The organism is Flagellimonas marinaquae, assembly GCF_003992675.1.
Taxonomy (GTDB): domain Bacteria; phylum Bacteroidota; class Bacteroidia; order Flavobacteriales; family Flavobacteriaceae; genus Flagellimonas; species Flagellimonas marinaquae.
This window is the reverse complement of record NZ_RZMZ01000016.1, coordinates 74,410-99,106: the sequence shown is the minus strand read 5'-3', so window position 1 is coordinate 99,106 and position 24,697 is coordinate 74,410. Positions and strand designations below refer to the sequence as shown.

Below are 24,697 nucleotides of genomic sequence, written 5' to 3'. Positions count from 1 at the left end.
TTTTTATGTAACAAATCCACAAAAATTGCGTTCTAATACCCTATCAATCAAAGAGAACACATCATGTTACAACGCTTTTTCATCTTCTGCTCGGGAGCGGACACCCACATTTTAGAAACTTGTTCCAACGGGGAACGCAACAAATACGCTGGCATCGGCGCTACCGTATTCTTTACGGCCGTTATGGCCTTTATCGCTTCGGGTTATGCCCTTTACACCGTTTTTGATAATGTATATACTTCCATTTTCTTTGGACTGATTTGGGGCTTGCTCATTTTCAATTTGGACCGATATATTGTTTCCACCATCAAGAAGAGGGACAATTTCAAGGGGGAATTGCTTCAGGCAGCTCCTCGGATTGTGTTGGCCTTGATTATTGCCGTGGTGATTTCCAAACCGCTGGAGATGAAGATTTTTGAAAAGGAAATCAATCAGGTCTTATTGGAAGAAAAGAATGCCATGACCCTTGAAAACAAGGAACAATTGGCACTCCAGTACACTCCAAAAATAGAAAGTCTTAATCAGGGCATTGCCAACCTCAAAAATGAAATTGCGACCAAAGAGGCGGAAACCAACGCACTCTACGACACCTATATTTCCGAGGCCGAAGGTACCGCTGGAACGGGTCTGTTGGGAAAAGGTCCGGTTTACAAAGAAAAACGCGAAAAGCACGATGCCGCACTTGCGGAATTAAACACCTTGAAGCAAACCAATGCCACGAAAATTGAAAACATCGAAGCCCAGATTGCGGCCCTGCAAACCGATTATACTACCGCGGTCAGCAATTCACAACCTATTATTGATGGTTTTGATGGGTTGATGGCGCGCATCAATGCCTTGGGCAAATTGCCCTGGTTTCCATCATTTTTCATTTTTTTATTGTTTTTGGCCATCGAAACCGCACCTATCATTGCCAAGTTATTGGCGCCCAAAGGCGAGTACGATTACAAGTTTGAAGAGCAGGAAAGTGTGGTCGCCACGTGGGTGATGCAAAAAGTAGAACAGCGTAAACTGTTATTGTCCACCGATGGGGAAATCAACCAGCAAATCTATGCCGATATCAAAAATGAGGAAGAGCTTTATCGCTACAAAAAGCAAAAAGCAGAGGAATTGCTGCGCTTACAAGCAGACAGTTTTCATAATGTGCAAGTAAAGGGGCTTTAAAATAAAAACGATTAAGACCATAGACCGCTTCGCTAAAAGAAACAAGACTTGATCATAGCCAACTAACAAACAGCTTGGCCTTTGTTTCTGTTTCAAAAAAGAAGGACATGTACTGCATTTTCAAAAGTAAAGCCAATAAACCAACTATCCTTTTAAAGCTTCTTTTACTAGGTTTACAAAGAGTTGTAAAAAGTTATTGGATATCCGTATTGTATCATAATATCACTAACGTCACCCTGAACTTGATTCAGGGTCACATGAAGATGTTTATATTCAGCAGAATGAGATGTTGAAACAAGTTCAACATGACGCCAAAACACCCGTTATGAAATTAAACCGATAATCAGAAAAAGTTTTACTGGAAACTAATGGTAAAAATCAATCCACAATACCCATATTCTTGAGCAGGAAGGAAGCGTTCATGTTTTGGCAAACCCCTTCCTTGAACTTATAATCGAAGAAAAGTTCCCCGTTTACGATCTGTGCGTCAAAATAGCGGTTTTCCACCTCTGGCATATCATCGGCAAGGGTGCACAGACTCAAATCGTGGGTGGCTACCATCCCTGTGGAGCCATTCCGAACCAACCGTTCCACAAACTTTTTGGAACCTTCGGCCTTATCCACACTATTGGTACCCTTTAGGATTTCGTCCAAAATCACAAAGCAGTTGTCCTTTTCCAGTTCTTCCACAATATATTTTAGGCGTTTGAGCTCAGCATAAAAATAAGAGGTCTCATCCGCCAGTGAATCGGCAGAACGCATACTGGTGAGCAAACGCATGGGATTATACCGCACTTCTTTTCCTTTTACGGGCAGGCCCATGTTGGCCATCACAATTTGCAGACCCACAGCGCGCAAAAAGGTGCTCTTTCCGGCCATATTGGCGCCTGTAACAATGCAAAAGCGTCCTTTTCCGATGTCAAAATCATTGAGAATGTTCTTCTTGGGGTCTACCAATGGATGACCGACCTGCTTTCCGCTCAGCACGGTGTCTCCCTCTACCAAAGTCGGATAAGTGTGATCGGGATGGTTAAAGGCGTAGGTGCCCAAGGTGATGTAGGCATCGAACTGGGCAATGGAAGCAAACCAACCTTCTACTTCGTGGCCGTACTTTAATATCCAAGATTCCACTTGAAAAGCATAATAAATACTGTACAGACCAAGACCTTGGGCAAACATGGAGATAATCAGGTTAAATTGTTGTTCCAGCATGGTCACCTTTTGTGAAAAGCGTTTCAAGATGTTGGACGTCCTTTCTCCCTTGACTTCCAATCTTTTCTGAAGCTCTTGTAGCAATTCTGACTTGAACGAGTGTTTCTCCAGTTCGGAAATCAACCGTTGATGCTGCTGGATGGTGTCCTGCGCTTCTGACACCCTTGTAGTGAAGGCAATGATCTTCTTTGCATACAGGCCCACAATCCCCACACCTAAAACATACCAGAACAGCACCAAGCTCTCGGGAACCATACCTGTCGTAGCCAAGGTAATCAAGCCAATAGAAAGCAATACGAAAATTGGCGGTACTATTCCCGCCCATTTTGGCATAAAGGATTGATGACTTTTCATCCAATCGGAAACCACATCAGGAGAAATTTTGGGTCGGGTCTCCCCTGCCAGCGCGGAAAAGTGTTGTCTCCATTCGGGCAATTGAGCCAACTCTTGAATGGCTGCTTGTTTTTGCATTATATCCTTTGGATATTCATCCAGTAAAAGATGGGAAAATACTTCCGTGCCCTGCACCAGAACGGTCCGGTTAGCGTACTGGAAGAAGGATCCCCTGCCAAATAGGTCAAGATCCTGCGCAAAGGGATGGTCTAGCCGCAAAAATTCCTTTCCGTCGGGCAAGTGATGAAACTTGCGATTCAACATATCCAATTCGGTGCTATTGATAGCAACCAGGCGTTCCAAGTATTCCTTATGCCTTTTTACATTGCTAAAACGGGCGACTAGATATAAAAAAAACACTACACCCAAGGGTAACAAAACAAAAATGGGTGTTTTGCCCCACAACACATACGTTCCAAGTGCCAAAGCCACAAAAACGGCTAATCGCAAGGTAGCCAATAGGCCCAATTTTGCTTTCACCTTTTGAAGCTCCTGTTGGTGTTTCTCTCGCTGAGATGTATAAAAACCGTGTAAATCCTGCATCTAATGTCAGCCTAAATTTTGTAGCTCTTGTTGAAGTTTTTTTGTGAGACTGGCCACGACCAGATCATAAGAATGGTCGATGAGCTCTATGATCAACTTTGGGGGCAATTGCTCTACAAAAAGCGTATTCCAATGCGTTTTGCTCATGTGGTACCCGGGAATGATGACCCCGTCGTATTGCTCACGCAGTTCCACAGCGCGTTCAGGATCACATTTGAGGTTGCATTGCAATGGAAGCCGTTCCAAAGCCACAAGGGCAAACATTTTGCCCATTACTTTAAACACTAAGGTACTTTCATCAAAAGGAAATTCCTCCGTCACCCCTTTTTTGGAGATACACAGTTCCCGAAGTTCTTCTACATTCATTGTTGTATGCCCTGAGAGTCGTACACAATCACTTTTTCCCAAAGATCTTGACACTCCTCGATAAACACCTTGTGCGGTGGTTCTTCTTGATATGCTGCTTGGTCTTCAGCAGACTCAAAAGAAAGGATCAGGGAATAGGTGAACGAATCGTCGACCACATCCCGAATCGCTTTTGGTGGTCTGCCAATAAATTTCGTTTTTGCGTACTGGGAGTTGTTCAGAAATTTGGTCAGTGATGCCTCAAAGGTATCCCGAGCGGCTTGACTATCGGGATTCTTGAACCAGAAATAGACCACATGGGCAAAAGTGTGGTCAAACGTGGTTTTTTCGGATTCTTGTGCGTTGCTCATAACGGATATTATTCCTACCAACAGTAGGGTAAACATTTTGTTTTTCATAGTTAGGGTTCTAAAGATTGTTGTTCGGTGACGGGCAGTTCCAAAGCCGAGTAGTCCAAGGTCCAACCGATGGTCTCCACGATTTTTTCCACGACCAAAACCGCCTGCATAGCCTCGTTTTTGGCGCTTTCCATTAGTCCGCTTTCCGGTATTTTTTGTTTGATATGTTCTTTGGCCTCTTGATTGAGTTGGGTTAGATCGGTGGGAGAGAAACTATTGAATATCCCATTTTTGATATCGTAAAACTGTAAATCCGGTTCAATGGACAGCACTTCGGGTTCTGGAAAATGACTTAGAATAATTCGTTTGCGGTCATTGTCCGCCCGCATGTTCAGTTTGTTCAGATCGTATCCGATATGGGCCTTGGCCTTGATGACGATCAACGCCTTTTTTTTGCTTCGGAACAGACTCATAAAACTATCCTTGGTGTTTTCGTAGTGATAGATTTCCGCAAAATCCCCTTCAACAGACACCAATTTGCAAACGCTTCGAATCTTGTTCAGAATTACTGTGGATTGTTGTTCTGTAATTTCCTTGCTCTTCTTTTTTCGAAACAAGGAATAGAACCAATACATGATTATTGCCCCTAGTACCAGACCCAGAATAGTGTCGAAAATCTCACCCATTGCCTTTTCCTATTTCACCCAAATGGGTAAACTTAAACCCTTTGTCATATTTTAATCCATAGCCCAACATCCTGTCCAAAGAGGAATGGGAGAATAAAATCACCCCAATCAACTGGCATAAAGGTAGCGAAAAGTAGACGCCTGTCAGGTAGATAACCAGTGCGACCCCTTTGTGATGGAACAGATTATAAGAAAACGCTCCTATTTTGTTGCCAAAAGCATATCCAACCATGCCAACATCCGGCGTTAAGATCAACACCAGAAACCACCACCATGCGTAATCCAGTACACTAAACAAATAGATGCCCAAAACGAACATCATGAGCTCTTCCAGTTTTAGGGTTGTTTTCATTTATTGGTCTTCAATTTTGTACAGTACCGGTCTGCTGGGGCTGGCATCGTTCTCAAACGGGGCCACTTGCAAATTTAAAAAGTAGGTCCCATCTTCCACGGGGTTGGGCACATAGATAAATTCGGTTATGGTCGCTTTTGTTCTTGGTTTTCCTGCCATGTTCCAAAAGGCCTTGTGTGCCAAGAGGTCTCCTCCATCCCTTTCCTTGTCCACCGAAGGCAGGTCTATCAGCAAATGCTCCACTCCCTTTTTTACCAAATACTGGGCCGCGGCCTCCGTCAGATAGGGCGGATTGGTATCGGAATACTGTTTGGAACGCTTGTCTCCCAAGTTGGGCAAGGTTCTGATGACCACAGCCTGCCGCTTTTTGTTGCCCAAGGCATATTTGATTTGCTTTTCGGAAATGATGAAATCCCCGTCCACTTGTTCGGGGGCAACCGTAATCAACTCGGCCAAAAAGAAAAACCGCTTTAGCTTTTTGTTGATGGAATTGAATTCTTCGGAAATATGTCCCAAACATTCGGTATGGGTTACATGCGAATGTGGATTGAACCAAATATCGTTGAAATTGGTGGATGCTCCTTCAGATACCTTGCCTATAAATCCATCTTGTTCGTGTGGCGCGATTTTGGGTGGGCCCAAATACCAAGCGTTCACGTTGTTGTCGCCGCCCTTGAGCGGTATGGAAATATCGAGCGGCTTGGTCAGGTCTATTTTGTAATTACGGGAGTTGTGTTTTATAGAGGCTATCAAATTTGGTTGTTTTTAAAATTTCCCAAACCCATTGGGAATGAATTCTACTTCATCGATTCCTGCCAAAACAGGAATGACAATTTACTATTTTAAGTTAAGCATAAAAAGATCGGAAGCCATTCCATCTGCCAAAAACTTGCCTTTTTTGGTGGTAAGCAATCTTCCCTCTTCTACCATTAAAAGTCCCTGTTCCAAAAATTTTGCTGCTTGTTGGTTCAGGTATTTTAAGTACATCGCTCCAAATTCGGATGCTACCCTATCCAAATCCACCCCCCAAATGGTACGAAGGCCGGTCATCACATATTCGTTGTACCTGTCGGTAGTGGAAAGTGTTTCAATTTCCAAAGGCAGTTCACCTTCGGTAATTTTTTTGAGGTAGGTTGGGTTGTTCCGAATGTTCCAGCTTCGCTGTTTGCCATCAAAAGAGTGTGCCGAAGGGCCAACGCCCAAATAGGTTTTCCCTAACCAATAGGCGGTGTTGTTTTGGGAGAAAAACCCAGGCTTTCCAAAGTTGGAGATTTCATAATTCACAAAACCCTGAGCTTCCAGCATATCTACCAAAATGTGGAATTGCTCTTGGGCTTGTTCATCGTCCACATCGGGTATCAGTTCTTTCTCTATAAATTTTTTAAGGGCCGTTCTGGGCTCCACAGTCAAAGCATAACTCGAAATATGCGGCAGACCAAAATCCAACGCCTTCTGGATGTTCGCCCTCCAGCGTCGGTTATCCATTCCCGGGATTCCGTAAATCAAATCGATGGTGATGTTATCAAAATGCTTCGTAGCTTCCGTAATACATTGTTCGGCTTCCTGGGCGTTGTGGGCACGATTCATCAGTTTGAGGTCTTCTTCAAAAAAGGATTGGATGCCGATGCTGAGACGGTTGATCCCAACATTTTTATACGTCGAGAAAAGATCTTTTGACTTGGCTCGAGATGACACCAAATCATCTGGGTTGGCTTCCAAGGTAATTTCAGGATCATCAACTACCTTGTAATTGTCATATACCGTTTGAATCAAGTGTTCAATTTCTTCATGGGAAAGTACCGAGGGCGTTCCTCCACCAAAATAAATGGTTTCAACGGCATCGTGTACCTCCGATTTCCGCAATTCCAGTTCTTGGGCGATAGCATGGACCATCGCTTCCTTTTTTCCCATTTGGGTGGAAAAATGAAAATCACAGTAGTGACAAGCTTGTTTGCAAAAAGGAATGTGGATATAAATTCCGCTCATTCAATCAATGGTCAATTAACAGTTAGCAATGAACAATTTTATTTTTTGATTCTTGATTCATTCTGCTTGACAAAAGCTTCCCAGCCGGTATAGCTTTTTCCGACCTCAACCCTTCCCTCATTATAAAAATGACAGACGGCGGCGGCCAATCCATCGGTGCTATCCAAATTCTTTGGCAAGGATTTTAGTTGTAACACGCTTTGGAGCATTCGGGCCACTTGTTCCTTACTGGCATTTCCATTGCCTGTGATGGCCATTTTTATCTTTTTGGGCATGTACTCGGTGATGGGTATTTCGCGGGAAAGTCCGGCTGCCATGGCCACCCCTTGCGCCCTGCCCAACTTGAGCATGGACTGTACATTTTTGCCATAAAAAGGGGCTTCGATGGCAATTTCGTCCGGGTGATAGGTATCGATGAGCTCTATGGTCCGCTCAAAAATGAGCTTGAGCTTGGTGTAGGGGTCGTCATATTTTCGGAGCATCAATTCGTTCATTTGCACAAAGTGCATCTGTTTATTGATGACCTTAATAATGCCAAAACCCATGACCGTAGTGCCCGGGTCTATGCCCAATATAATTTTTTCTGTTGCCAAATCAATAGGTGTTTAGTACCAGCGGAAGCCTAAAACGAAGGCTTACCGGGTTGCCTCTCTTCAATGCGGGCGCCACAGTGGTCAAATCGTTCAATCGTTCCGATATTTTGGTATTGAAATCGGATATTTCGTTGAGCACGGAGGTCTTTTCTTCAACGCCCAACACCGAAATAAACCCGTGTTCATCTATCAAAAAATCGATATAGACCGTATCGTTCATATCGTTCCGTACCTGAAACTGCAATCCGGCCAAAGCTTCAGAGAAATATTCGGTGATTACGTTTTGGAAACACTCTTGCTGTGCCTCTTTGGAAGCGGTTTCGTCACATCCATCAAAAAGGGGATACTGGTCCACATCGTTCCAATCGATGGCCAAAAGTTCCTCATTGACCAGTTTTTGGGTCTTGTCCTCCTTGGACTCGAACAACTCGCAGGATACGAGCAGACCCATAAAAACGATTAACAAAACAAACTTCTGCATGACAGCCCCTAGAATTTGGCTGAAATTACGACATTTTGAAGAAATCAGTTGCTGCCAAAATGGATTTCCTCCCTGAGCTCACTGATTCGGTTTTTGACGCGTTCCTCGAGCCAAGGAACCAAATCAGGGTACATTTCCAGTAACTTTTCATAATAGTTCAGTCGAGTTTTGGGATCCTTGTAGTATTCATCCGCCAAAACGCAGACTTGATAGTAATTGTAATAGTCCTCTTTGTTTTCTTCCCATGCCTTTACATAGTAATCCATGGATTTTTTGGTTTGGCCCTTGAGCCGAGCTATACGACCCAAACTGGCATATTCTTGAGGAAAAAACACTCTTCCTTCCTCTATGGATTTTTCAATATAGTACTGTGAGCTGTCCAGCTTCTTTTCCTCAAAATATACCTCTCCCAACCCTGAATAGGCAACGGCCAGTTTCTCAGGGAAATCTTTCAATTTATGATACGTTTCCAACGCCTTTTCCGGCTCCCAGTTTCGGAAATAGCAATAGGCCAGTTTCTCGTACACAAAGGCTTTTTCTTCGCCCAACTCCAATAAACGCTCAAAATAAGGAATGGCAAGTTGGAACTGTCCGTTGTTATAAAAAGCCAAGGCCTTCAAATTGATCATCGACACATCATTTTCATAAAACCGAAGTCCTTGGTCGATGTAAACCAATGCGGAATCCCGTATTTCTTGACCTACATAATATTTGCCCAAAGCGTAAAGGCTCCTAAGGTGGGTACTGTCCATTTCCACAGCACTTTTGTAGGCTGAGTTGGCCTTTTCGGTGTTGTCGACAGACTCGTAGACCCGACCCAAATAGTAGAAATACTCAGGGTTTTGCCCTTCCGACGACACCAAAATCTGGAACATTTCCAGGGCTGGGCCAAAATCTTTGGTTTTTAACAACAGCTTGCCCAGTTCGAAACGGGCCAGCTCAAACTCAGGATTGTTGTCCAAAACAGCCGTGTATTGGGCAATGGCCTTGTCATAATTTCCGATGGCATTGTAGGCCCGTGCAATCTGCAGGTTGGCTTTTTTGTCCCCCACCTTGGCATAAGCGTTGATGGCCGAAGCATAGTTACCCAAGGCATACAAACTGTCGGCAACGGCCAAAGCCGATGTTTGTGCACCGGCTTGGAAACATATCAACATTAAGAGAACAAATAATTTCTTCAAGTTTGATTCCTATTTTAATTTGAAGGTAATTGGAATGGCAAAAGGTACATTTACTGTTTCTCCTTTATGTTTGCCTGGCTGCATTTTAGGCAATCGCTCTATGATTCTTACTGCTTCATTCTCTAGAATTTCGTTGGGACCACGCTTTTTAATCGAAGTAATTTCACCATTGGTGCCTATGGTAAACAACACTGAAACCCGACCCTGAATTCCCATTTGTTGGGCTTCTTCAGGATAATTGAAATGTTTTTTGATATGTTCCACAATTTTTTCATTAAAACATTGCTTCTTATCTACTGCATTTTCACATCCGGGAAAGATTGGCACTTCATCTATTACAGCAAAGGCTACAGCATCTGTACTATCCCTCTCCACACCGGCTGGAGGGTTAATTCCTGCTTTTACAGTCCAACCGTTCACCTTGGTAGCCGACTCATTCATTTGGTCAATCATTGTTTGAGCCATTTTGGCAATTTGATTTCGTTCACTTTCCGTTAGCGAGTCCTTGCCCTCAATTTCATTGTTCAACATCTGCAGACGCTCTTCCAAGGAGAGCTGACTCTCTGAGTCTGGTACCGTATTTGATTTTTCACTTTCACAAGAAGTGTACACCAACATCCCCAAGACTAGGGGGAAAAACAACACATACTTTAACTGCCAAACGGCTTTGGACTTCTTTTTTTGTAACATGACTATTCGTTTTTTGATTAACGATCTATTGAAAAATTGATTGACAAAACTGATATTCTGCGTATGAAATGCTTGGGACAACAGCATCTCAAAATGGGCCGCTTTGTTGTGTTTTACTGCTCTCTCATCGGCAATGAATTCATGGAGCTCGGCCACCCTGTTCTGGTAGATGTATACCAAAGGATTGAACCAGAAGACAATTCGGGCCAATTCAAAAAAGAGCAGGTCCAAAGAGTGCCACTGTTTTACATGCACCAGTTCGTGCGCCAAAATATTGTCCTCTTTATCCTTTTGAATTTCTTCCCCCATAAAAATGTCACGGAAAAAGGAGAAGGCAGAAGTACTTTGGGGCACGGTTACTTTGGTGAATTCCCGATAATGCTCTACCGCACTTTTGTTGCGAAGTCTTTTTATCTGAACCAATTTGAAGGCAAACCAAACGGTGGCCAATAGACTGCCAAGACCCAAAACCAAATAGGGCCAAGAGATGCGTTCCAACAAACTTGCTTCGGCTACACCAGGGCCGAGTACCACACCATCCAACTGGTTAAGAAATACAGTCGTGGTTTCCAAACCTTGTGGCATGGGAGTCGTGAGGGCTTCAATCTTTACCCATGGCAAGATGACCGATAAGGCAAATGTACCCAACAGATATACCCTGTTCCATTGAAAAAAGGTCTCCTTCTTTAGAAAAAGGTCGTAAGCCAACAAAAAGACCAACTGAAATGCTAAGGATTCTAATAAATAGGTAATCATTGCTCTTTATCTTTAATGTTTTCCATAATTTCTTCGAGTTCCTTCAGGCTGATGTCGTTTTTCTTCATAAAAAAGGACACCATACTGGAAAATGACCCCTGAAAGTAGCCTTCCATTAAGGTGTTCAATCGTTGGTTGCTGTATTCCGATTTCTGGACCAATGGAAAGTACACATGGCCCTTGCCCACTTTTTCGTGCGACACGAAACCTTTGTCTTCCAAAATCCGGACAATGGTCGATACCGTATTATAGGCTGGCTTCGGTTCTGGCAGTTCCTCCAAAATCGCGGCCACATTCCCTTTTTTAATTTTCCAAAGAAGCTGCATTACCTCTTCTTCTGCTTTGGTGAGCTGTTTCATTTGATACGTTTTAGTTGTCATTCCCAAGAAATCGGGAATCCAATTCATATTGTTTAAAACTTGAGCTGAATCCGTGAAAATTAGTTCGGATTTCTCATTTTGACTTCGACTACGCTCAGTCTGACAATTCGAAATGACATTGCTAATATAACTAAATATTTAGTTTAAACTAATTTTTTAGTTGAAAAAATGATTTTGTTTGTAACAATTGTCAGCTACATTTGTCTAACATGAAAACACGACCATGGACATTGCACTGCTTATTTTAGGGTTTCTCCTGATGCTGATAGGGATATTGGGTAGTTTTTTGCCTGTATTGCCAGGACCGCCCATTAGTTGGGCAGGGCTACTATTACTTTATTTGACCAAGGCGGTACCTGATAATTGGTGGGTTTTGGGCGTTACCTTTGTTATTGCCATTGCTATTACCATTTTGGATTATGTAATTCCCGCCATGGGCACCAAAAGGTTTGGTGGTAGCAAAGCGGGCATGTGGGGTACGATTGTAGGGCTGCTGGTGGCCTTGGTTGTGCCCATCTTCGGTCCGTTGGGCATTATTATCTGGCCCTTTATTGGCGCATTGGTGGGCGAGTTATTGAACAAAGCCAACAAAGAAACCGCCATGAAGGCGGCTTTCGGTTCATTTTTAGGGTTTTTGACGGGTACTTTTATGAAGTTTGTGGTTACTGCCTTGTACGCCGTTTTTTACGTATACATCACCATCAAATACGCAGGGGACCTGTTCACGTTTAGTTAATCCAACCATTCCACCTTTTCGGAAATGGGGGTACGGGCAGATGGAATCACCTCTCCATCAAAATAACCCATATAGAAAAAGCCCAGACATCGTTCGCCCTCCTTCAAATCAAAGAACTCGTCCGTATACTTGATAAGTCCGGGGGAAGACCAGTAACTGCCAATGCCCAATTCGGTGCAACACAACCACATATTCTGCACCGCCATGGCCGTTGACGCGATTTCCTCCCACTCCGGAAGGCTTTCTTTGGGATCGCGTTGCATGCAAATGGCAATCACTGCAGCAGAACGTGCAGGGTTCTCCTTCAATTTATTAATGGTAATCTGCTTTGGTTTAGGGTCCACCTCCTGATACTTTTCGGAAAGGAATACACCCATTTCATCCTTTTTTGCACCTGTTAACACCTTAAAACGCCAAGGTTCGGTTTTTTTATGGGTAGGCGCCCAATTGGCGGCTTCCAATATTTTTTCCAAAGTTTCCTTTGCGATGGGCTTATCTACATATTGTGGAGGAAAAATGCTTCTTCGCTCCTGGATTAAGTCAAAAATCATAACTCAAAATTAAGTTGAATTCCAAAGTTACGCTCCAAAACAATGCCGTCATAATTTATTGACCAAGTCCATACATTTTTGGAGTGCAGGATTTCGATTATCCCTTTTCCAAACCATGCTCAACACGGCCCGTTGTTTTATATTTTTCATTTCGATAAACTTCACTTTCATTTGAAATCCATGTTGAAGGGTAGTGGGCACAATGGCGATACCCAGTTTGTTTTCCACCAATTTAAAAATGGTCTGCGCATGTACCGATTTATGGGAAACACGGGGCACAAAACCGCTATCCTCGCAAATACTGAGCACCGTGTCATAGTACATGGGACTATAATCTTGGGAAAACAGGATAAAATCTTCATCCGCCACTTGATTGATGTTCTTGAAATTTATTGCATCCAAAGGATGATTCTCGGGCAACACCAAGGAAAAGGTGTCCTCAAAAACAGGTCTTACCTCCAATCCTCTCGGCACGCGTGACAATCGGACGAAGCCCAGGTCCAATCGGTCGGCCAAAATGGCGTTGATCTGTGCCCGATTGGAAAGTTCTTCCAAGGTGGTATGAACCGTTGGATGTTTTTCCTTCAACCCCAACAGCAAATTGGGCACTACATTTTGCATGGCCGAACCCAAAAATCCGATCCGTACCTCCCCCAATTGTCCTTCTCCTATAAGTTTTACCTGTTTTTTGGTCTGTTCCAGATGGTTTAGGATGAACTCCACTTCCTTTTTCAAAAACTCGCCCGCAGGGGTCAGACTCACCTTTTTCTTGTCCCTCACGAATAGTTGGGTATCCAATATTTCCTCCATCTGTTTGATTTGCGTGCTCAAACCCGGTTGGGAAATAAAAAGTTTTTCAGCCGCCTTTCTATAGTGAAGCTCTTCGGCCACGGCCAAAAAATAGATGAAATGTCGAAGCTCTATTTGATAATTCATACTTATTAATTATTACAAAAATAAGTATTGGCAATTATTAAATCTAATTGATACTTTTGAATAACCGTGATTAATCATCTAAGCGAAAAGCTGTCAGGTCGAGCGCAGTCGAGACCCATTTTTAAACTTTGAGTCCATTAACTTCTCGACTCCGCTCGAAGTGACAATTTACTGTGATTGATTGCGAACAATCAATTAAGAAACTAATCTAAAAACATGGCGGCAGACCGAACATTTCACTTTGGCGAAGACCATTTAACCGCGAGCGTAGCTTTGGGCTTGGCCCATGGCACCATAAAAGGTGTTTTCTCCAAGGAATGCCTACAAAATGTAAATGCGAGTTACCAACGAGTTCAACGCATTGTTGAAAAAGGCGATACGGTGTACGGCATCAATACAGGATTTGGACCCTTGTGCAACACCAAGATTTCCAAAGCCGATACCAAAATTTTGCAATCCAACATATTAAAAAGCCATAGCGTAGGCGTGGGCGAACCCATTTCCACAGAATTGGCAAAAATCATGCTCATCCTGAAAATCCACGCCTTGGCGAAGGGCTATTCGGGTATTGCCGAAACCACTTTACAGCGTATGCTTTGGCATTTGGAAAACGATGCAATTCCCGTGGTGCCCTCGCAAGGTTCGGTGGGTGCATCAGGGGATTTGGCTCCATTGTCCCATTTGTTCCTCCCTTTGATTGGTTTGGGAAAAGTGGAATATCAAGGTAAAACGATTGCAACCCAAGAACTGTTCAACAGTAATGACCTGAAGCCATTGGAATTGGGACCCAAGGAAGGTCTCGCTTTGATCAATGGCACCCAATTTATCGCCGCACACGGCGTGAAGGTCGTACACAAATTGCAACGCTGCCTGCGTCAAGCAGACATTATTGGTGCCATGATGCTCGAAGGACTGCAAGGTTCCATGAAACCCTTTTTTGAAGAACTCCACCAGCTTCGCCCTTTTAAGGGCAACCAGCATGTAGCGGGAAGAATCCGTACCCTACTGCAAGGTTCCGAAATTTTGGAAGATCATATCGATTGCGAACGGGTGCAAGATCCCTACTCCCTTCGCTGTATGCCGCAAGTGCACGGTGCATCCCGAAATGCTTGGCTCCACCTCAAGGAATTGCTGGAAATAGAACTCAACTCGGTCACCGACAATCCCGTCATTGTCAATGATGAACTGACCATCAGCGGCGGAAACTTCCACGGACAACCCTTGGCCATGGCTTTGGATTATGCCGCATTGGCCGCTTCGGAAATTGGGAATATCTCCGACCGACGCATCTATCTGGCCTTGGAAGGCAACAGCCCCGGAGTTCCTAAGTTGTTGATGAAGGATACAGGCATCAATTCGGGCTATATGATTTTGCAGTACACCTCGGCTGCATTGGCCAGTGAAAATAAAAGTTTGTGTTTCCCTGCCAGTGCGGACAGTATTCCAACCTCTTTGGGACAGGAAGACCATGTGAGCATGGGATCTATCAGCGGTAGAAAAGCACTCAACATTATTGAGAATGTGGAAAAAATCCTCGCCATCGAATTGTTGACCTCTGCACAAGCCTTCGAGTACAGAAAACCCCTAAAATCCGGGATTCTGTTGGATGAAATCCATACCTTCCTGAGAACCAAGGTTGCTTTTGCCCAAAACGACCGTGTCTTTGCCGACGACATCGAAAAAGGAATCGAAATCATCCAAAACGGTGAAATCATTGATTTAGTAGACCGTGTGATGGATGAAAAACAGCTGAATTGGAATACACCACACCTTGATGAATTTGAAACATACTAACATGAACAGACCACTATTGATAGGACCCTTTGCCCAATTGCTTCCCATGACAGGACTCCCCCTAAAAGGAGCGCTCAAAGATGAGCAACTGCCCATCATTGAACGTGGCGGCATTTTGGTTTCCGAAGGAAAAATTCTCAAACTCGGTGTTTTTGACGAGTTGAAATCCGATGATGTCCACATCCACCCAATCGAAGGAGCACAGGTTTGCCTGCCCGGTTTTGTGGATTCCCACACCCATATCTGTTTTGGGGGCACGCGCGCTCGGGATTACGCCTACCGTAATGCTGGAAAAACCTATTTGGAGATTGCCAAAGCCGGTGGCGGTATCTGGGACACCGTTACCCAGACCCGAAAAGCATCACAAGATGAATTGGTTGAAGGGATTGTTTCCAGAAGTAAAAAACATCTGGAAAATGGGGTCACCACCATCGAGGTAAAAAGTGGTTACGGTCTTTCTGTGGATGAAGAATTGAAAATGCTACGCGCTATCCAACACGCCAATGCAACCACTAACGCCTCTTTGATACCGACCTGTTTAGCTGCCCACATGAAACCCAAAGATTGGCATCAGGATAAGGATTATTTGGACGTAATTATCAATGAATTGTTCCCTATCATCAAGGCTGAAAACTTGGCCCGCCGTGTGGATGCCTTTGTGGAGGAAAGTGCTTTTTCCCCAGAGGAAATCAAACCTTATTTTCAAAAAGCAAAGGAAATGGGATTCGACATTACCGTGCACGCCGACCAATTTACCACGGGGGGTAGTCAGGTTGCCGTGAATTTTGATGCGGTAAGTGCCGACCATTTAGAAGTTAGTACCAAAAAAGAAATTCAACTCTTGGCCAAGAGCAACACGATTGCCACAGCATTGCCAGGAGCATCCATCGGTTTGGGGTGCGCCTACACGCCAGCACGTAAAATTTTGGATGCGGGTGGCGCATTGTCCATTGCCAGCGACCATAATCCAGGTTCTGCCCCCATGGGTGACCTATTGACCCAAGCCAGTATTTTGGGCACTTTTGAAAAATTGTCCAACACCGAGGTTTTGGCTGGCATCACTTATAGGGCCGCAGCAGCTTTGCGTTTGTTTGACCGAGGAAAACTGGAGGCTGGAGCACAGGCAGACTTTGTGGTTTTCCCAACGGACAACTACCAAGAAATCACCTACCATCAAGGGCAATTGAAGCCAAGTGAAGTTTGGAAGAAAGGAATTAACGTTTACAAATAACTTTGTCATTCCGCACGGCTGCTGAGCGCCTGCCTGCCGCAGGCAGGTAGTCGAAGCAAGATGCGGAATCCACTACCCTATTTTTTGGATTCCTGCTTTCGCAGGAATGACAAATCATTCTTAATTACCAATGAAAAAAGATCTTTTCAAATCGCAAATTCTTCAAGGAATTCCTTCGGAATTACCCGCCACCAAAACATATCCCAAAAATGGCAACCCTGCCCCAAAACGGAAGGATATCCTTACCAAAGAGGAGAAAAAACTGGCTGTACAGAATGCGCTACGCTATTTTCCCGAGCCTTGGCACAAGGAACTGGCCCCAGAATTTTCGGAGGAGCTAAAAACCTATGGTCGTATCTACATGCATCGGTTCAAGCCCGATTACGAGATGTATGCACGGCCCATTTCGGAATACCCTGCCAAAACACATCAGGCGGCGGCCATTATGCTCATGATCCAGAACAATTTGGACCCTGCCGTGGCACAACATCCCGAAGAGCTCATTACCTACGGCGGAAATGGAGCGGTTTTCCAAAACTGGGCGCAATACCTGCTCACGATGAAATATTTGGCGGAAATGAGCGAAGAGCAGACCCTGCACATGTATTCCGGTCATCCAATAGGCCTTTTCCCATCCTCCAAAGAAGCACCACGAGTGGTCGTTACCAACGGGATGATGATTCCCAACTACTCTAAACCTGACGATTGGGAACGCTTCAACGCACTGGGTGTGACCCAATACGGACAGATGACGGCTGGTTCCTATATGTATATTGGCCCACAGGGGATTGTCCACGGAACGGCCATTACGGTCATGAACGCATTTCGAAAAGTATTGAAGCCAAACGAATCGCCCAAAGGCAAAATCTTTTTGACCGCTGGACTGGGCGGTATGAGCGGTGCCCAACCCAAAGCAGGAAACATTGCTGGGGGCATTACCATTTGTGCCGAAGTCAACCCCGAGGCCGCCAAAAAACGCCACGACCAAGGTTGGGTTGATGAATTGTTGGTCGATTTAGATCTGTTGGTGGTTCGTACCAAAGAGGCTGTGGAAAACAAGGAAGTGGTTTCCTTGGCCTATATCGGCAACGTGGTGGATGTTTGGGAACGCTTTTACGAAGAAGACATTTTCATTCATTTAGGTTCCGACCAAACCTCTTTGCACAATCCTTGGGCGGGTGGCTATTATCCCGTTGGGCTTTCTTTTGAAGAGTCAAACATCATGATGGTGGAAAACCCAGAAGCCTTTAAGAAAAAAGTACAAGAATCGTTGCGGAGACAAATCGATGCCATCAACAAACACACAGCAAAAGGCACCTACTTTTTTGATTACGGAAACGCCTTTTTGTTGGAAGTTTCCCGAGCGGGCGGCGATGTGATGGCCGAAAACAACATCGACTTCAGGTATCCATCCTATGTCCAAGATATTTTGGGGCCCATGTGCTTTGACTATGGTTTTGGCCCGTTCCGATGGGTCTGTACCTCAGGTAATCCAAAAGACCTTCAAAAGACCGATGCTATTGCCTTGGAAGTGATGAAAAGCATCAAATCCGAAGCGCCTGAAGAAATTCAACAGCAGATGCAGGATAACATCAAATGGATTTCGGAAGCGGAACAGAACAAATTGGTGGTAGGTTCACAAGCTCGAATCCTTTATGCTGATGCTGAAGGACGAAGCAAGATTGCAGATGCCTTCAATACTGCCATTGCAAAGGGTGAAATCACTGCTCCCGTAGTTTTAGGCAGGGACCATCATGATGTGAGCGGAACCGATTCTCCCTTTAGGGAAACCAGCAATATTTACGATGGCAGCAAGTTCACCGCAGATATGGCCATTCAAAATGTAATTGGTGATAGTTTTAGGGGAGCCACTTGGGTTTCCATTCATAACGGTGGCGGTGTTGGCTGGGGAGAAGTAATCAATGGCGGATTTGGAATGGTGCTCGATGGTTCCGAAGAGGCATCCAACCGATTGAAGAAAATGTTGTTTTTTGATGTGAACAATGGGATTTCCCGAAGAAGCTGGGCACGGAACAAGGAAGCCCGTTTTGCCATTGAACGTGAAATGGAGCGTACCACAGATTTAAAGGTAACTTTGCCTTATCTTGTAGAGTCCGATATTTTGGACGACCTATTTTAATGCTATGAAACACTACGCCCCCCCGAAAAAAGAACTTTGGACAGGTAGAGTCTCCAACAAATGGCTGTACCTGCACGAAAAAGCGCATTGCACACCTTTGGAGGAACTTCCCGAAGCCCAGAAAAAATCCATTGCGCTTTTGGGCTATGCCTGCGATGAGGGTGTGCGCCGCAATCAAGGACGCATTGGCGCTGCTGAAGGTCCCGATAGCATCAAAAACAGTTTTGGGAAAATGCCCAACCATTTGGGGAGCAATGTGCTTTTGCACGATGTTGGTTCGGTGGTTTGCAGCGATGGCGACATGGAGTCTGCCCAAAATCAGCTTACCGAAGCTGTCACAACCTTATTGGAGAAAAAACAGTTCCCTATTGTTTTAGGGGGCGGACACGATATGGCCTATGGCCATTATAACGGCATCAAAAAGTATCTGGACGCCAAAAAAGAAGGACAGACCATCGGCATCATCAATTTTGATGCGCATTTTGATTTGCGGAAAAACACGGAGCAAAGTAACTCGGGTACCCCGTTTTATCAGATAGCCAAAGACTGCGAAAAGAAGGGCATCGATTTTAATTACCTCTGCCTCGGTATCCGAAAAGATGCCAACGATAGAAGCCTTTTTCAAACGGCCAGAGATTTGGATGTCATTTATGTGATGAACGACACCTTTCAAATTCCTTTGCTAGAAGAAATCACCACTTGGATCAATGCGTTTGCCAAAAATGTGGACCATATTTACGTGACCATCGATTTAGATGGGTTCTCTTCTGCTTATGCTCCTGGGGTCAGTGCCCCTTCTCCAATGGGCTTTAGCCCATATATGGTTTTGGAATGTTTAAAAACGATTATCGGCTCTGGAAAATTGATTAGTCTGGATATTGCCGAGATGAACCCGAAATATGATATCGATGGGCAAACGGCAAAATTGGCCGCTTCGCTGGTACATCATGTGGCGCATGCTGTTTCGGGAAGTTGACGATACTTATTGGTCATTCCGAGCCAAGCAAAAAATCTTATAGGGCGACAAAGTGTGGTTTGACACGAATTGCACGAATTACCAAAAATGCTTTGTTATTTGTCAGGTCGAGCACAGTCGAGAGGTCTTATTGCAACAATTCAGAAGGAAAGGATTCCGACCTGCGTCGGAATTAGTTCAACCATCAATTTTGAACTTGATTCAAAATTGGGTTTCACAAACAAAAAAAGCCTTCCAAAAGGAAAGCCTTTCATTGGCGAGCATCGGTTTGATGCTTCAACCTGATTCCAATCGTCGCGACTGGAATCCAACACAACGGTACAAAGATAGGATGATTTTTCGGAAAAAATAACAGCAAGGGTTGTTGATATTTATTTTTTGGATTATTTCCATTTTATAGGAATATTTCCATAATTTAGCTTTCCTTCAACTGAACAATGGAAAAGACGATTTTGCATCTTGACTTGGATACTTTTTATGTATCCGTGGAACGCATCATCAATACAGAGCTTAAGAACAAGCCCTTATTGGTGGGCGGCACCAGTGACCGTGGCGTAGTGGCGGCTTGCAGTTACGAGACCCGTGGATTTGGGGTGCATTCCGGCATGCCCATGAAAATGGCCAAGGAACTTTGTCCCGAAGCCGTGGTCATTCGTGGAAACGCAGGCACCTACAGCAAATATTCGGATGTGGTGACGGAAATCATCAAAGAACATGTGCCTGTTTTCGAAAAATCGAGCATTGATGAGTTCTACGCCGACCTCTCGGGCATGGACCGCTTTTTTGGTTGCTATAAATACGCCACGGAAATGCGTCAGAAAATCATTCGGGAAACGGGACTGCCCATTTCGTTTGGTTTATCGGTGAACAAAGTGGTCTCCAAAGTGGCCACCAATGAGGCCAAGCCCAACAATCAGCTCAAAATCGATTTTGGTCTGGAAAAGCCGTTTTTGGCTCCACTTTCCATCAAAAAAATACCAATGGTGGGCGATAAAACCTATCAAACCCTTCGAAATCTGGGTATACGGCAGGTCAAGACCATTCAAGATATGCCCATGGACATTATGCAACGGGTATTGGGTGCCAATGGCAGGGTGATTTGGAAAAGGGCCAATGGCATAGACAATACGCCCGTGATTCCGTTCCACGATAGAAAATCCATTTCCAATGAACGGACTTTTGATAGAGATACCATCGACGTCATCAAACTAAGGGGCATTTTGATTGCCATGACCGAAAATCTGGCCTACCAACTGCGAAGGGGCGATAAATTAACGGCCTGTATCGCAGTAAAGATTCGATATTCCGATTTCAACACCTATTCCAAGCAATCCCGTATTCCGTACACGAGTGCGGATCATGTGCTCATCCCAAAAATATTGGAGCTGTTCGACTCGCTGTACAACAAACGGATGCTGGTCCGCCTCATCGGGATTCGATTCAGTCATTTGGTCTCGGGCAATTATCAAATCAACCTTTTTGAGGACACCGAAGAAACCCTGAACCTATACAAGGCCATGGATCATGTGCGGAACCGATTTGGATGCCGGAGCGTGGTTCGCGCCTCTGCCATGGGCGCAAAGACCATCGGGAGCATGCACAACCCCTTTAACGGGGAACCACCCGTGGTTTTGGCTCACAGAAAACAGTAATTGTCACCTCAAGTCTTTCGACTACGCTCAAGATGAACTTAAGTCGAGAGGTGCTTTTAATCCAGATTTTACAAGTCGGTCTCACATCTCGACTCCGCTCGATATGACAGCTCGACCTCACAACTGATAATTGATAACTGAACATTGAAAATTGTACCTCAACTGCCACACATATTACAGTTTACGATTCGGGACTTTCTCGGAGGTGGAGCTATTGCAATTGGCAAAGCAGAACCATGTGACCCAACTGGTGCTTACGGACATCAACAATACCTCAGCGGGTTTGAACTTTGTTCGGAAGGCACCGGAATTTGGCATCAAACCCATTCTGGGTATCGATTTTAGGAATGGAGTGCTCCCCTGCTTTATCGGGATTGCACAAAATAATGAGGGCTATCTGGAACTGAACGATTTTTTGTCCCAGCACCTTCACCGTGGATTGAAGATTCCTAATCGGGCACCAGCTTTTAAGAATGCGTTTGTGGTATATCCGTTTGAACAGGTGCTGCTCAATGAGCTCGACCTTTTTCAGGAACATGAGTTTGTGGGCATCTCCATCAAGGACTTGCGAAGACTTCCCTTTTCCAAATTGGCATCGCTCACCCATAAATTGGTGGTGCAGCAGCCCGTAACCTTCCGAAACAAACAGGACTTTAACGCCCACCGATTGCTCAGGGCCATCGATAACAACGTACTGCTGAGCAAACTTCCAAAGGAAGAGGAGGCCCACGAGGAAGAAAAAATGTATCCCGTCCAAAATCTGGCTGCTGCGTTTTCCGAGTTCCCTTTTATTCTGGAAAACACAGAAAAACTACTCAACAAGTGCAGCATCCATTTTGATTTTTCAAAAGACAGAAAACCCCAAAACCTAAAAACGTTTTTGGGCAGCGTGGAAGAAGATGAACAACTCTTGGACCAACTCTGTGCCGAAGGACTCCCCTATCGGTATGAAGAAGTCAACGATTCCATCAAAAGTCGCTTGGACAAGGAATTGGACCTTATCAAAAAAATGGGGTTTGTTTCCTACTTTTTGATCAATTGGGAGATTGTTTCCGAAGCAAGGCGAAGGGGTTTCTTTTACGTGGGTCGAGGAAGTGGCGCCAACAGCATTGTAGCCTACTTGCTCCGCATTACCGATGTGGATCCTATGGAACTTGACCTCTATTTTGAGCGATTCATCAACCTCTACCGGGCCAATCCGCCCGACTTTGACATCGATTTTTCGTGGAAGGATCGCCCTGCCATGACTGAATACATCTTCAAGCGCTTTGAACATGTGGCCCTGCTCGGCACCTACGTCACTTTTAAAGAACGGGGCGTTATTCGGGAATTGGGCAAAGTTTTTGGGCTCCCACCACAGGACATTGATTTTTTGCTGGCAGGAAGATATAACCTTGACCAACTGGACCATGTATCCAAACTCGTACTGAAATATGGCAGCTTGCTCAAAGGCAAACCTAATTATTTGAGCATTCACGCAGGGGGGATTTTGATCAGTGACAAACCCTTGCATTGGTTTTCTGCCACTCATTTGCCACCAAAAGGCTTTCCCACCACGCAGTACGATATGGTCATTGCCGAGGATGTAGGCCTGTATAAATTCGATATTTTGGGACAGCGGGGTTTGGGCAAGATCAAGGAGGCGTTGGAGATTGTTGCTTACAACCAACCCGAAAAATATGCCGATATCGATATCCACGACATCAAAGGTTTTAAAAAAGACCCCATAATCAACAACCTTATCAAAACTGCACAGTGCATGGGCTGTTTTTACGTGGAGTCGCCCGCCATGCGCATGTTGCTCAAAAAACTACAGGTCGATAATTACTTGGGATTGGTCGCCGCCAGTTCCATCATCCGTCCCGGTGTGGCCAAAAGCGGTATGATGCGGGAATATATTCTGCGCCATCGCAACAAGGGCAGAACCGAAGAAAAGGCTCATCCCGTGATGTTGGAAATAATGCCGGACACTTATGGGGTGATGGTCTACCAAGAAGATGTGATCAAAGTGGCCCATCATTTTGCCGGTCTGGACCTCGGCGAGGCCGATGTGCTCCGCAGGGGCATGAGCGGGAAATTCCGTTCGCGGGAAGAGTTCCAAAAAGTGCAGGACAAGTTTATTTCCAATTGCAGAAAAAAGGGCTACCCAGAATCCCTGATCTCCGAAATTTGGAACCAGGTGGCCAGCTTCGCAGGTTATGCTTTTGCCAAAGGGCACTCCGCTTCGTACGCCGTGGAAAGCTATCAAAGTTTGTTTTTGAGGGCCTATTTTCCATTGGAATATATGGTGGCCGTGCTCAACAATGGGGGTGGGTTCTACCGTTCGGAATTCTATGTGCACGATGCCCGTATGATGGGCGCCACCATCCATCCGCCCTGCGTGAACAAAAGTATGGCCGTAAACCGCATTTACGGCAAGCACATCTACTTGGGCATGATGTATCTCCGTGATCTAGAGAGCAGGGTCATGGAACGCATTCTGAAAGAGCGCATGCTCCACGGAAGTTTTTCCTCTTTGGAAGATTTCTTGGACCGCGTATTTATCCGAATGGAACAACTTTCCATCCTGATTCGCATCGATGCCTTTCGTTTTACGGGAATCAACAAGCACGAACTGCTATGGAAAGCCCATTTGATGCTGTCCAAGAACGACCGGCTGGAACACCCAAAGCTTTTTCCGCCCAGACATCAAAAATTTCAAATGCCCCAACTGAACACTACGGCATTGGAGACCGCTTTTGAGCAATGGGAACTTTTGGGATTCTGTCTTTGCAGTCCTTTTGAATTGCTGGAGGAAACTCCCAAAAACAGCAACGGACAAAAAGACCTGGAACGGCACCTCAACAAGTACATCGATATTTACGGATACTTGGTCACGGTAAAAAACACCTCCACCCATCACGGCAAGCGTATGCACTTTGCCACTTTGGTAGACCAGCACGGCGAAGTATTCGATACGGTACTCTTTCCGCCCGTTGCTGCCAAATACTATTTTAGGGGCAAGGGCATTTATCGTTTTTATGGCAGAGTGGTGGAAGAATTTGGGTTTCTAAGTATCGAAGTCATCAAAATGAAGAAAGAAAATTACGTCCAAGACCCTAGATATGCCGATATGAGGATGAGCAAAAAGCTATTTGATTCGAAGAAGTGAACGGAATACCGTAACTTACGAGGACGAATTATTCCAATACATGAAAATCAGAATCAAAGGGAATTCCATAAGGTTTAGATTGACCCAAAGTGAGGTAAAACAGTTATCCGAAACAGGTTCGATAAGGGAAACCACCGAATTTGGCTCCAACACTTTTCACTACCAAGTCAAGCTTACACCGTCCATCAAAAATTTAGAGGCTTCTTACTCCCATGATGAAATCGTAATGACGGTACCAGAAGCAGATGGAAAAAATTGGTTCCACGAAAATACGGTCGGTTTTGAACATGAAATGACTCTTCCCAAAGGGAAAAAGCTGCATCTGTTATTGGAAAAAGACTTCACTTGTCTTGAGAACCGGGCGGAAGACCAATCGGACAACTATCCCAATCCAAAATTGCAACACTGA

23 protein-coding genes are annotated in these 24,697 nt (G+C 44.7%); 9 read left to right on the top strand and 14 right to left on the bottom strand.

The genetic code is table 11. The features are described from left to right. Positions 1-63: 63 nt before the first annotated feature. Positions 64-1,164 carry a DUF4407 domain-containing protein gene (locus EO130_RS14170; protein WP_127142191.1) on the top strand — a complete coding sequence of 367 codons (1,101 nt, stop codon included), beginning with the start codon at positions 64-66 and terminating at the stop codon, positions 1,162-1,164. 378 nt (positions 1,165-1,542) lie between these two features. Here the strand turns inward: EO130_RS14170 and EO130_RS14165 are convergent, their stop codons facing one another. The 12 genes from EO130_RS14165 to EO130_RS14110 form a co-directional block, all read right to left on the bottom strand. Beyond that, on the bottom strand, positions 1,543-3,312 hold the full coding sequence (locus EO130_RS14165) for a MutS-related protein (protein ID WP_127142190.1): 1,770 nt from the start codon (positions 3,310-3,312) through the stop codon (positions 1,543-1,545). Between the two features lie 6 nt (positions 3,313-3,318). Next, on the bottom strand, positions 3,319-3,678 hold the full coding sequence (locus tag EO130_RS14160) for an MmcQ/YjbR family DNA-binding protein (protein WP_127142189.1): 360 nt from the start codon (positions 3,676-3,678) through the stop codon (positions 3,319-3,321). Beyond that, entirely contained in the window at positions 3,675-4,076 is a 402-nt protein-coding gene (locus EO130_RS14155; protein WP_127142188.1) for a Dabb family protein, read from the bottom strand. Before EO130_RS14155 ends, EO130_RS14160 begins: the two co-directional genes overlap by 4 nt. A 2-nt stretch (positions 4,077-4,078) precedes the next feature. Next, on the bottom strand, positions 4,079-4,702 hold the full coding sequence (locus tag EO130_RS14150; RefSeq protein WP_127142187.1) for a DUF4230 domain-containing protein: 624 nt from the start codon (positions 4,700-4,702) through the stop codon (positions 4,079-4,081). Then, entirely contained in the window at positions 4,695-5,054 is a 360-nt protein-coding gene (locus tag EO130_RS14145) for a DUF4260 domain-containing protein (protein WP_127142186.1), read from the bottom strand. Before EO130_RS14145 ends, EO130_RS14150 begins: the two co-directional genes overlap by 8 nt. Continuing rightward, entirely contained in the window at positions 5,055-5,807 is a 753-nt protein-coding gene (locus EO130_RS14140) for a cyclase family protein (protein WP_127142185.1), read from the bottom strand. Positions 5,808-5,891: 84 nt separating this feature from the next. Beyond that, positions 5,892-7,040, bottom strand: coding sequence for a radical SAM family heme chaperone HemW (gene hemW, locus EO130_RS14135; RefSeq protein WP_127142184.1), 1,149 nt, complete (start codon positions 7,038-7,040; stop codon positions 5,892-5,894). Between the two features lie 38 nt (positions 7,041-7,078). Beyond that, complete coding sequence (ruvC, locus tag EO130_RS14130; RefSeq protein WP_127142183.1) at positions 7,079-7,633, bottom strand: crossover junction endodeoxyribonuclease RuvC; 555 nt, start codon at positions 7,631-7,633, stop codon at positions 7,079-7,081. Position 7,634: 1 nt separating this feature from the next. Then, positions 7,635-8,114, bottom strand: coding sequence for a hypothetical protein (locus EO130_RS14125; RefSeq protein ID WP_127142182.1), 480 nt, complete (start codon positions 8,112-8,114; stop codon positions 7,635-7,637). Positions 8,115-8,158: 44 nt separating this feature from the next. Then, on the bottom strand, positions 8,159-9,295 hold the full coding sequence (locus EO130_RS14120) for a tetratricopeptide repeat protein (protein WP_127142181.1): 1,137 nt from the start codon (positions 9,293-9,295) through the stop codon (positions 8,159-8,161). Between the two features lie 9 nt (positions 9,296-9,304). Continuing rightward, the gene (locus EO130_RS14115; protein ID WP_127142180.1) at positions 9,305-10,741 is read right to left on the bottom strand and encodes a M56 family metallopeptidase; all 1,437 of its coding nucleotides are present in this window, start codon (positions 10,739-10,741) and stop codon (positions 9,305-9,307) included. After that, positions 10,738-11,100 carry a BlaI/MecI/CopY family transcriptional regulator gene (locus EO130_RS14110; protein ID WP_127142179.1) on the bottom strand — a complete coding sequence of 121 codons (363 nt, stop codon included), beginning with the start codon at positions 11,098-11,100 and terminating at the stop codon, positions 10,738-10,740. Before EO130_RS14110 ends, EO130_RS14115 begins: the two co-directional genes overlap by 4 nt. Before the next feature lie 244 nt (positions 11,101-11,344). On the opposite strand from EO130_RS14110, the gene EO130_RS14105 reads away from it, so the two are divergent. Beyond that, on the top strand, positions 11,345-11,857 hold the full coding sequence (locus tag EO130_RS14105; protein WP_127142178.1) for a DUF456 domain-containing protein: 513 nt from the start codon (positions 11,345-11,347) through the stop codon (positions 11,855-11,857). On the opposite strand, the gene EO130_RS14100 is transcribed toward EO130_RS14105, so the two are convergent. After that, complete coding sequence (locus tag EO130_RS14100) at positions 11,854-12,408, bottom strand: nitroreductase family protein (protein ID WP_127142177.1); 555 nt, start codon at positions 12,406-12,408, stop codon at positions 11,854-11,856. The two genes, EO130_RS14105 and EO130_RS14100, sit on opposite strands and share 4 nt — an antisense overlap. A 48-nt stretch (positions 12,409-12,456) precedes the next feature. After that, positions 12,457-13,344: a LysR substrate-binding domain-containing protein gene (locus EO130_RS14095; RefSeq protein ID WP_127142176.1), complete on the bottom strand. Its 888-nt coding sequence runs from the start codon at positions 13,342-13,344 to the stop codon at positions 12,457-12,459. Positions 13,345-13,560: 216 nt separating this feature from the next. Between EO130_RS14095 and hutH the strand changes: the two genes are divergently transcribed. The 7 genes from hutH to EO130_RS14060 all read left to right on the top strand — a co-directional run bounded on the left by hutH (position 13,561) and on the right by EO130_RS14060 (position 24,697). Then, positions 13,561-15,138: a histidine ammonia-lyase gene (hutH, locus tag EO130_RS14090; protein ID WP_127142175.1), complete on the top strand. Its 1,578-nt coding sequence runs from the start codon at positions 13,561-13,563 to the stop codon at positions 15,136-15,138. A 1-nt stretch (position 15,139) separates the two neighbouring features. Next, positions 15,140-16,369: an imidazolonepropionase gene (hutI, locus tag EO130_RS14085; RefSeq protein WP_127142174.1), complete on the top strand. Its 1,230-nt coding sequence runs from the start codon at positions 15,140-15,142 to the stop codon at positions 16,367-16,369. Positions 16,370-16,499: 130 nt separating this feature from the next. Then, positions 16,500-18,509: a urocanate hydratase gene (locus tag EO130_RS14080; RefSeq protein ID WP_127142173.1), complete on the top strand. Its 2,010-nt coding sequence runs from the start codon at positions 16,500-16,502 to the stop codon at positions 18,507-18,509. A gap of 4 nt (positions 18,510-18,513) precedes the next feature. Continuing rightward, positions 18,514-19,485, top strand: coding sequence for a formimidoylglutamase (gene hutG, locus EO130_RS14075; RefSeq protein WP_127142172.1), 972 nt, complete (start codon positions 18,514-18,516; stop codon positions 19,483-19,485). Positions 19,486-19,922: 437 nt separating this feature from the next. Further along, a complete protein-coding gene (dinB, locus tag EO130_RS14070) occupies positions 19,923-21,137 on the top strand; it encodes a DNA polymerase IV (RefSeq protein ID WP_127142171.1) in 1,215 nt (404 codons plus the stop codon). Positions 21,138-21,288: 151 nt separating this feature from the next. Continuing rightward, the gene (locus EO130_RS14065; protein WP_127142170.1) at positions 21,289-24,288 is read left to right on the top strand and encodes a DNA polymerase III subunit alpha; all 3,000 of its coding nucleotides are present in this window, start codon (positions 21,289-21,291) and stop codon (positions 24,286-24,288) included. Then, positions 24,272-24,697, top strand: a complete 426-nt coding sequence (locus EO130_RS14060; protein WP_241244370.1) for a DUF7009 family protein — start codon at positions 24,272-24,274, stop codon at positions 24,695-24,697. Before EO130_RS14065 ends, EO130_RS14060 begins: the two co-directional genes overlap by 17 nt.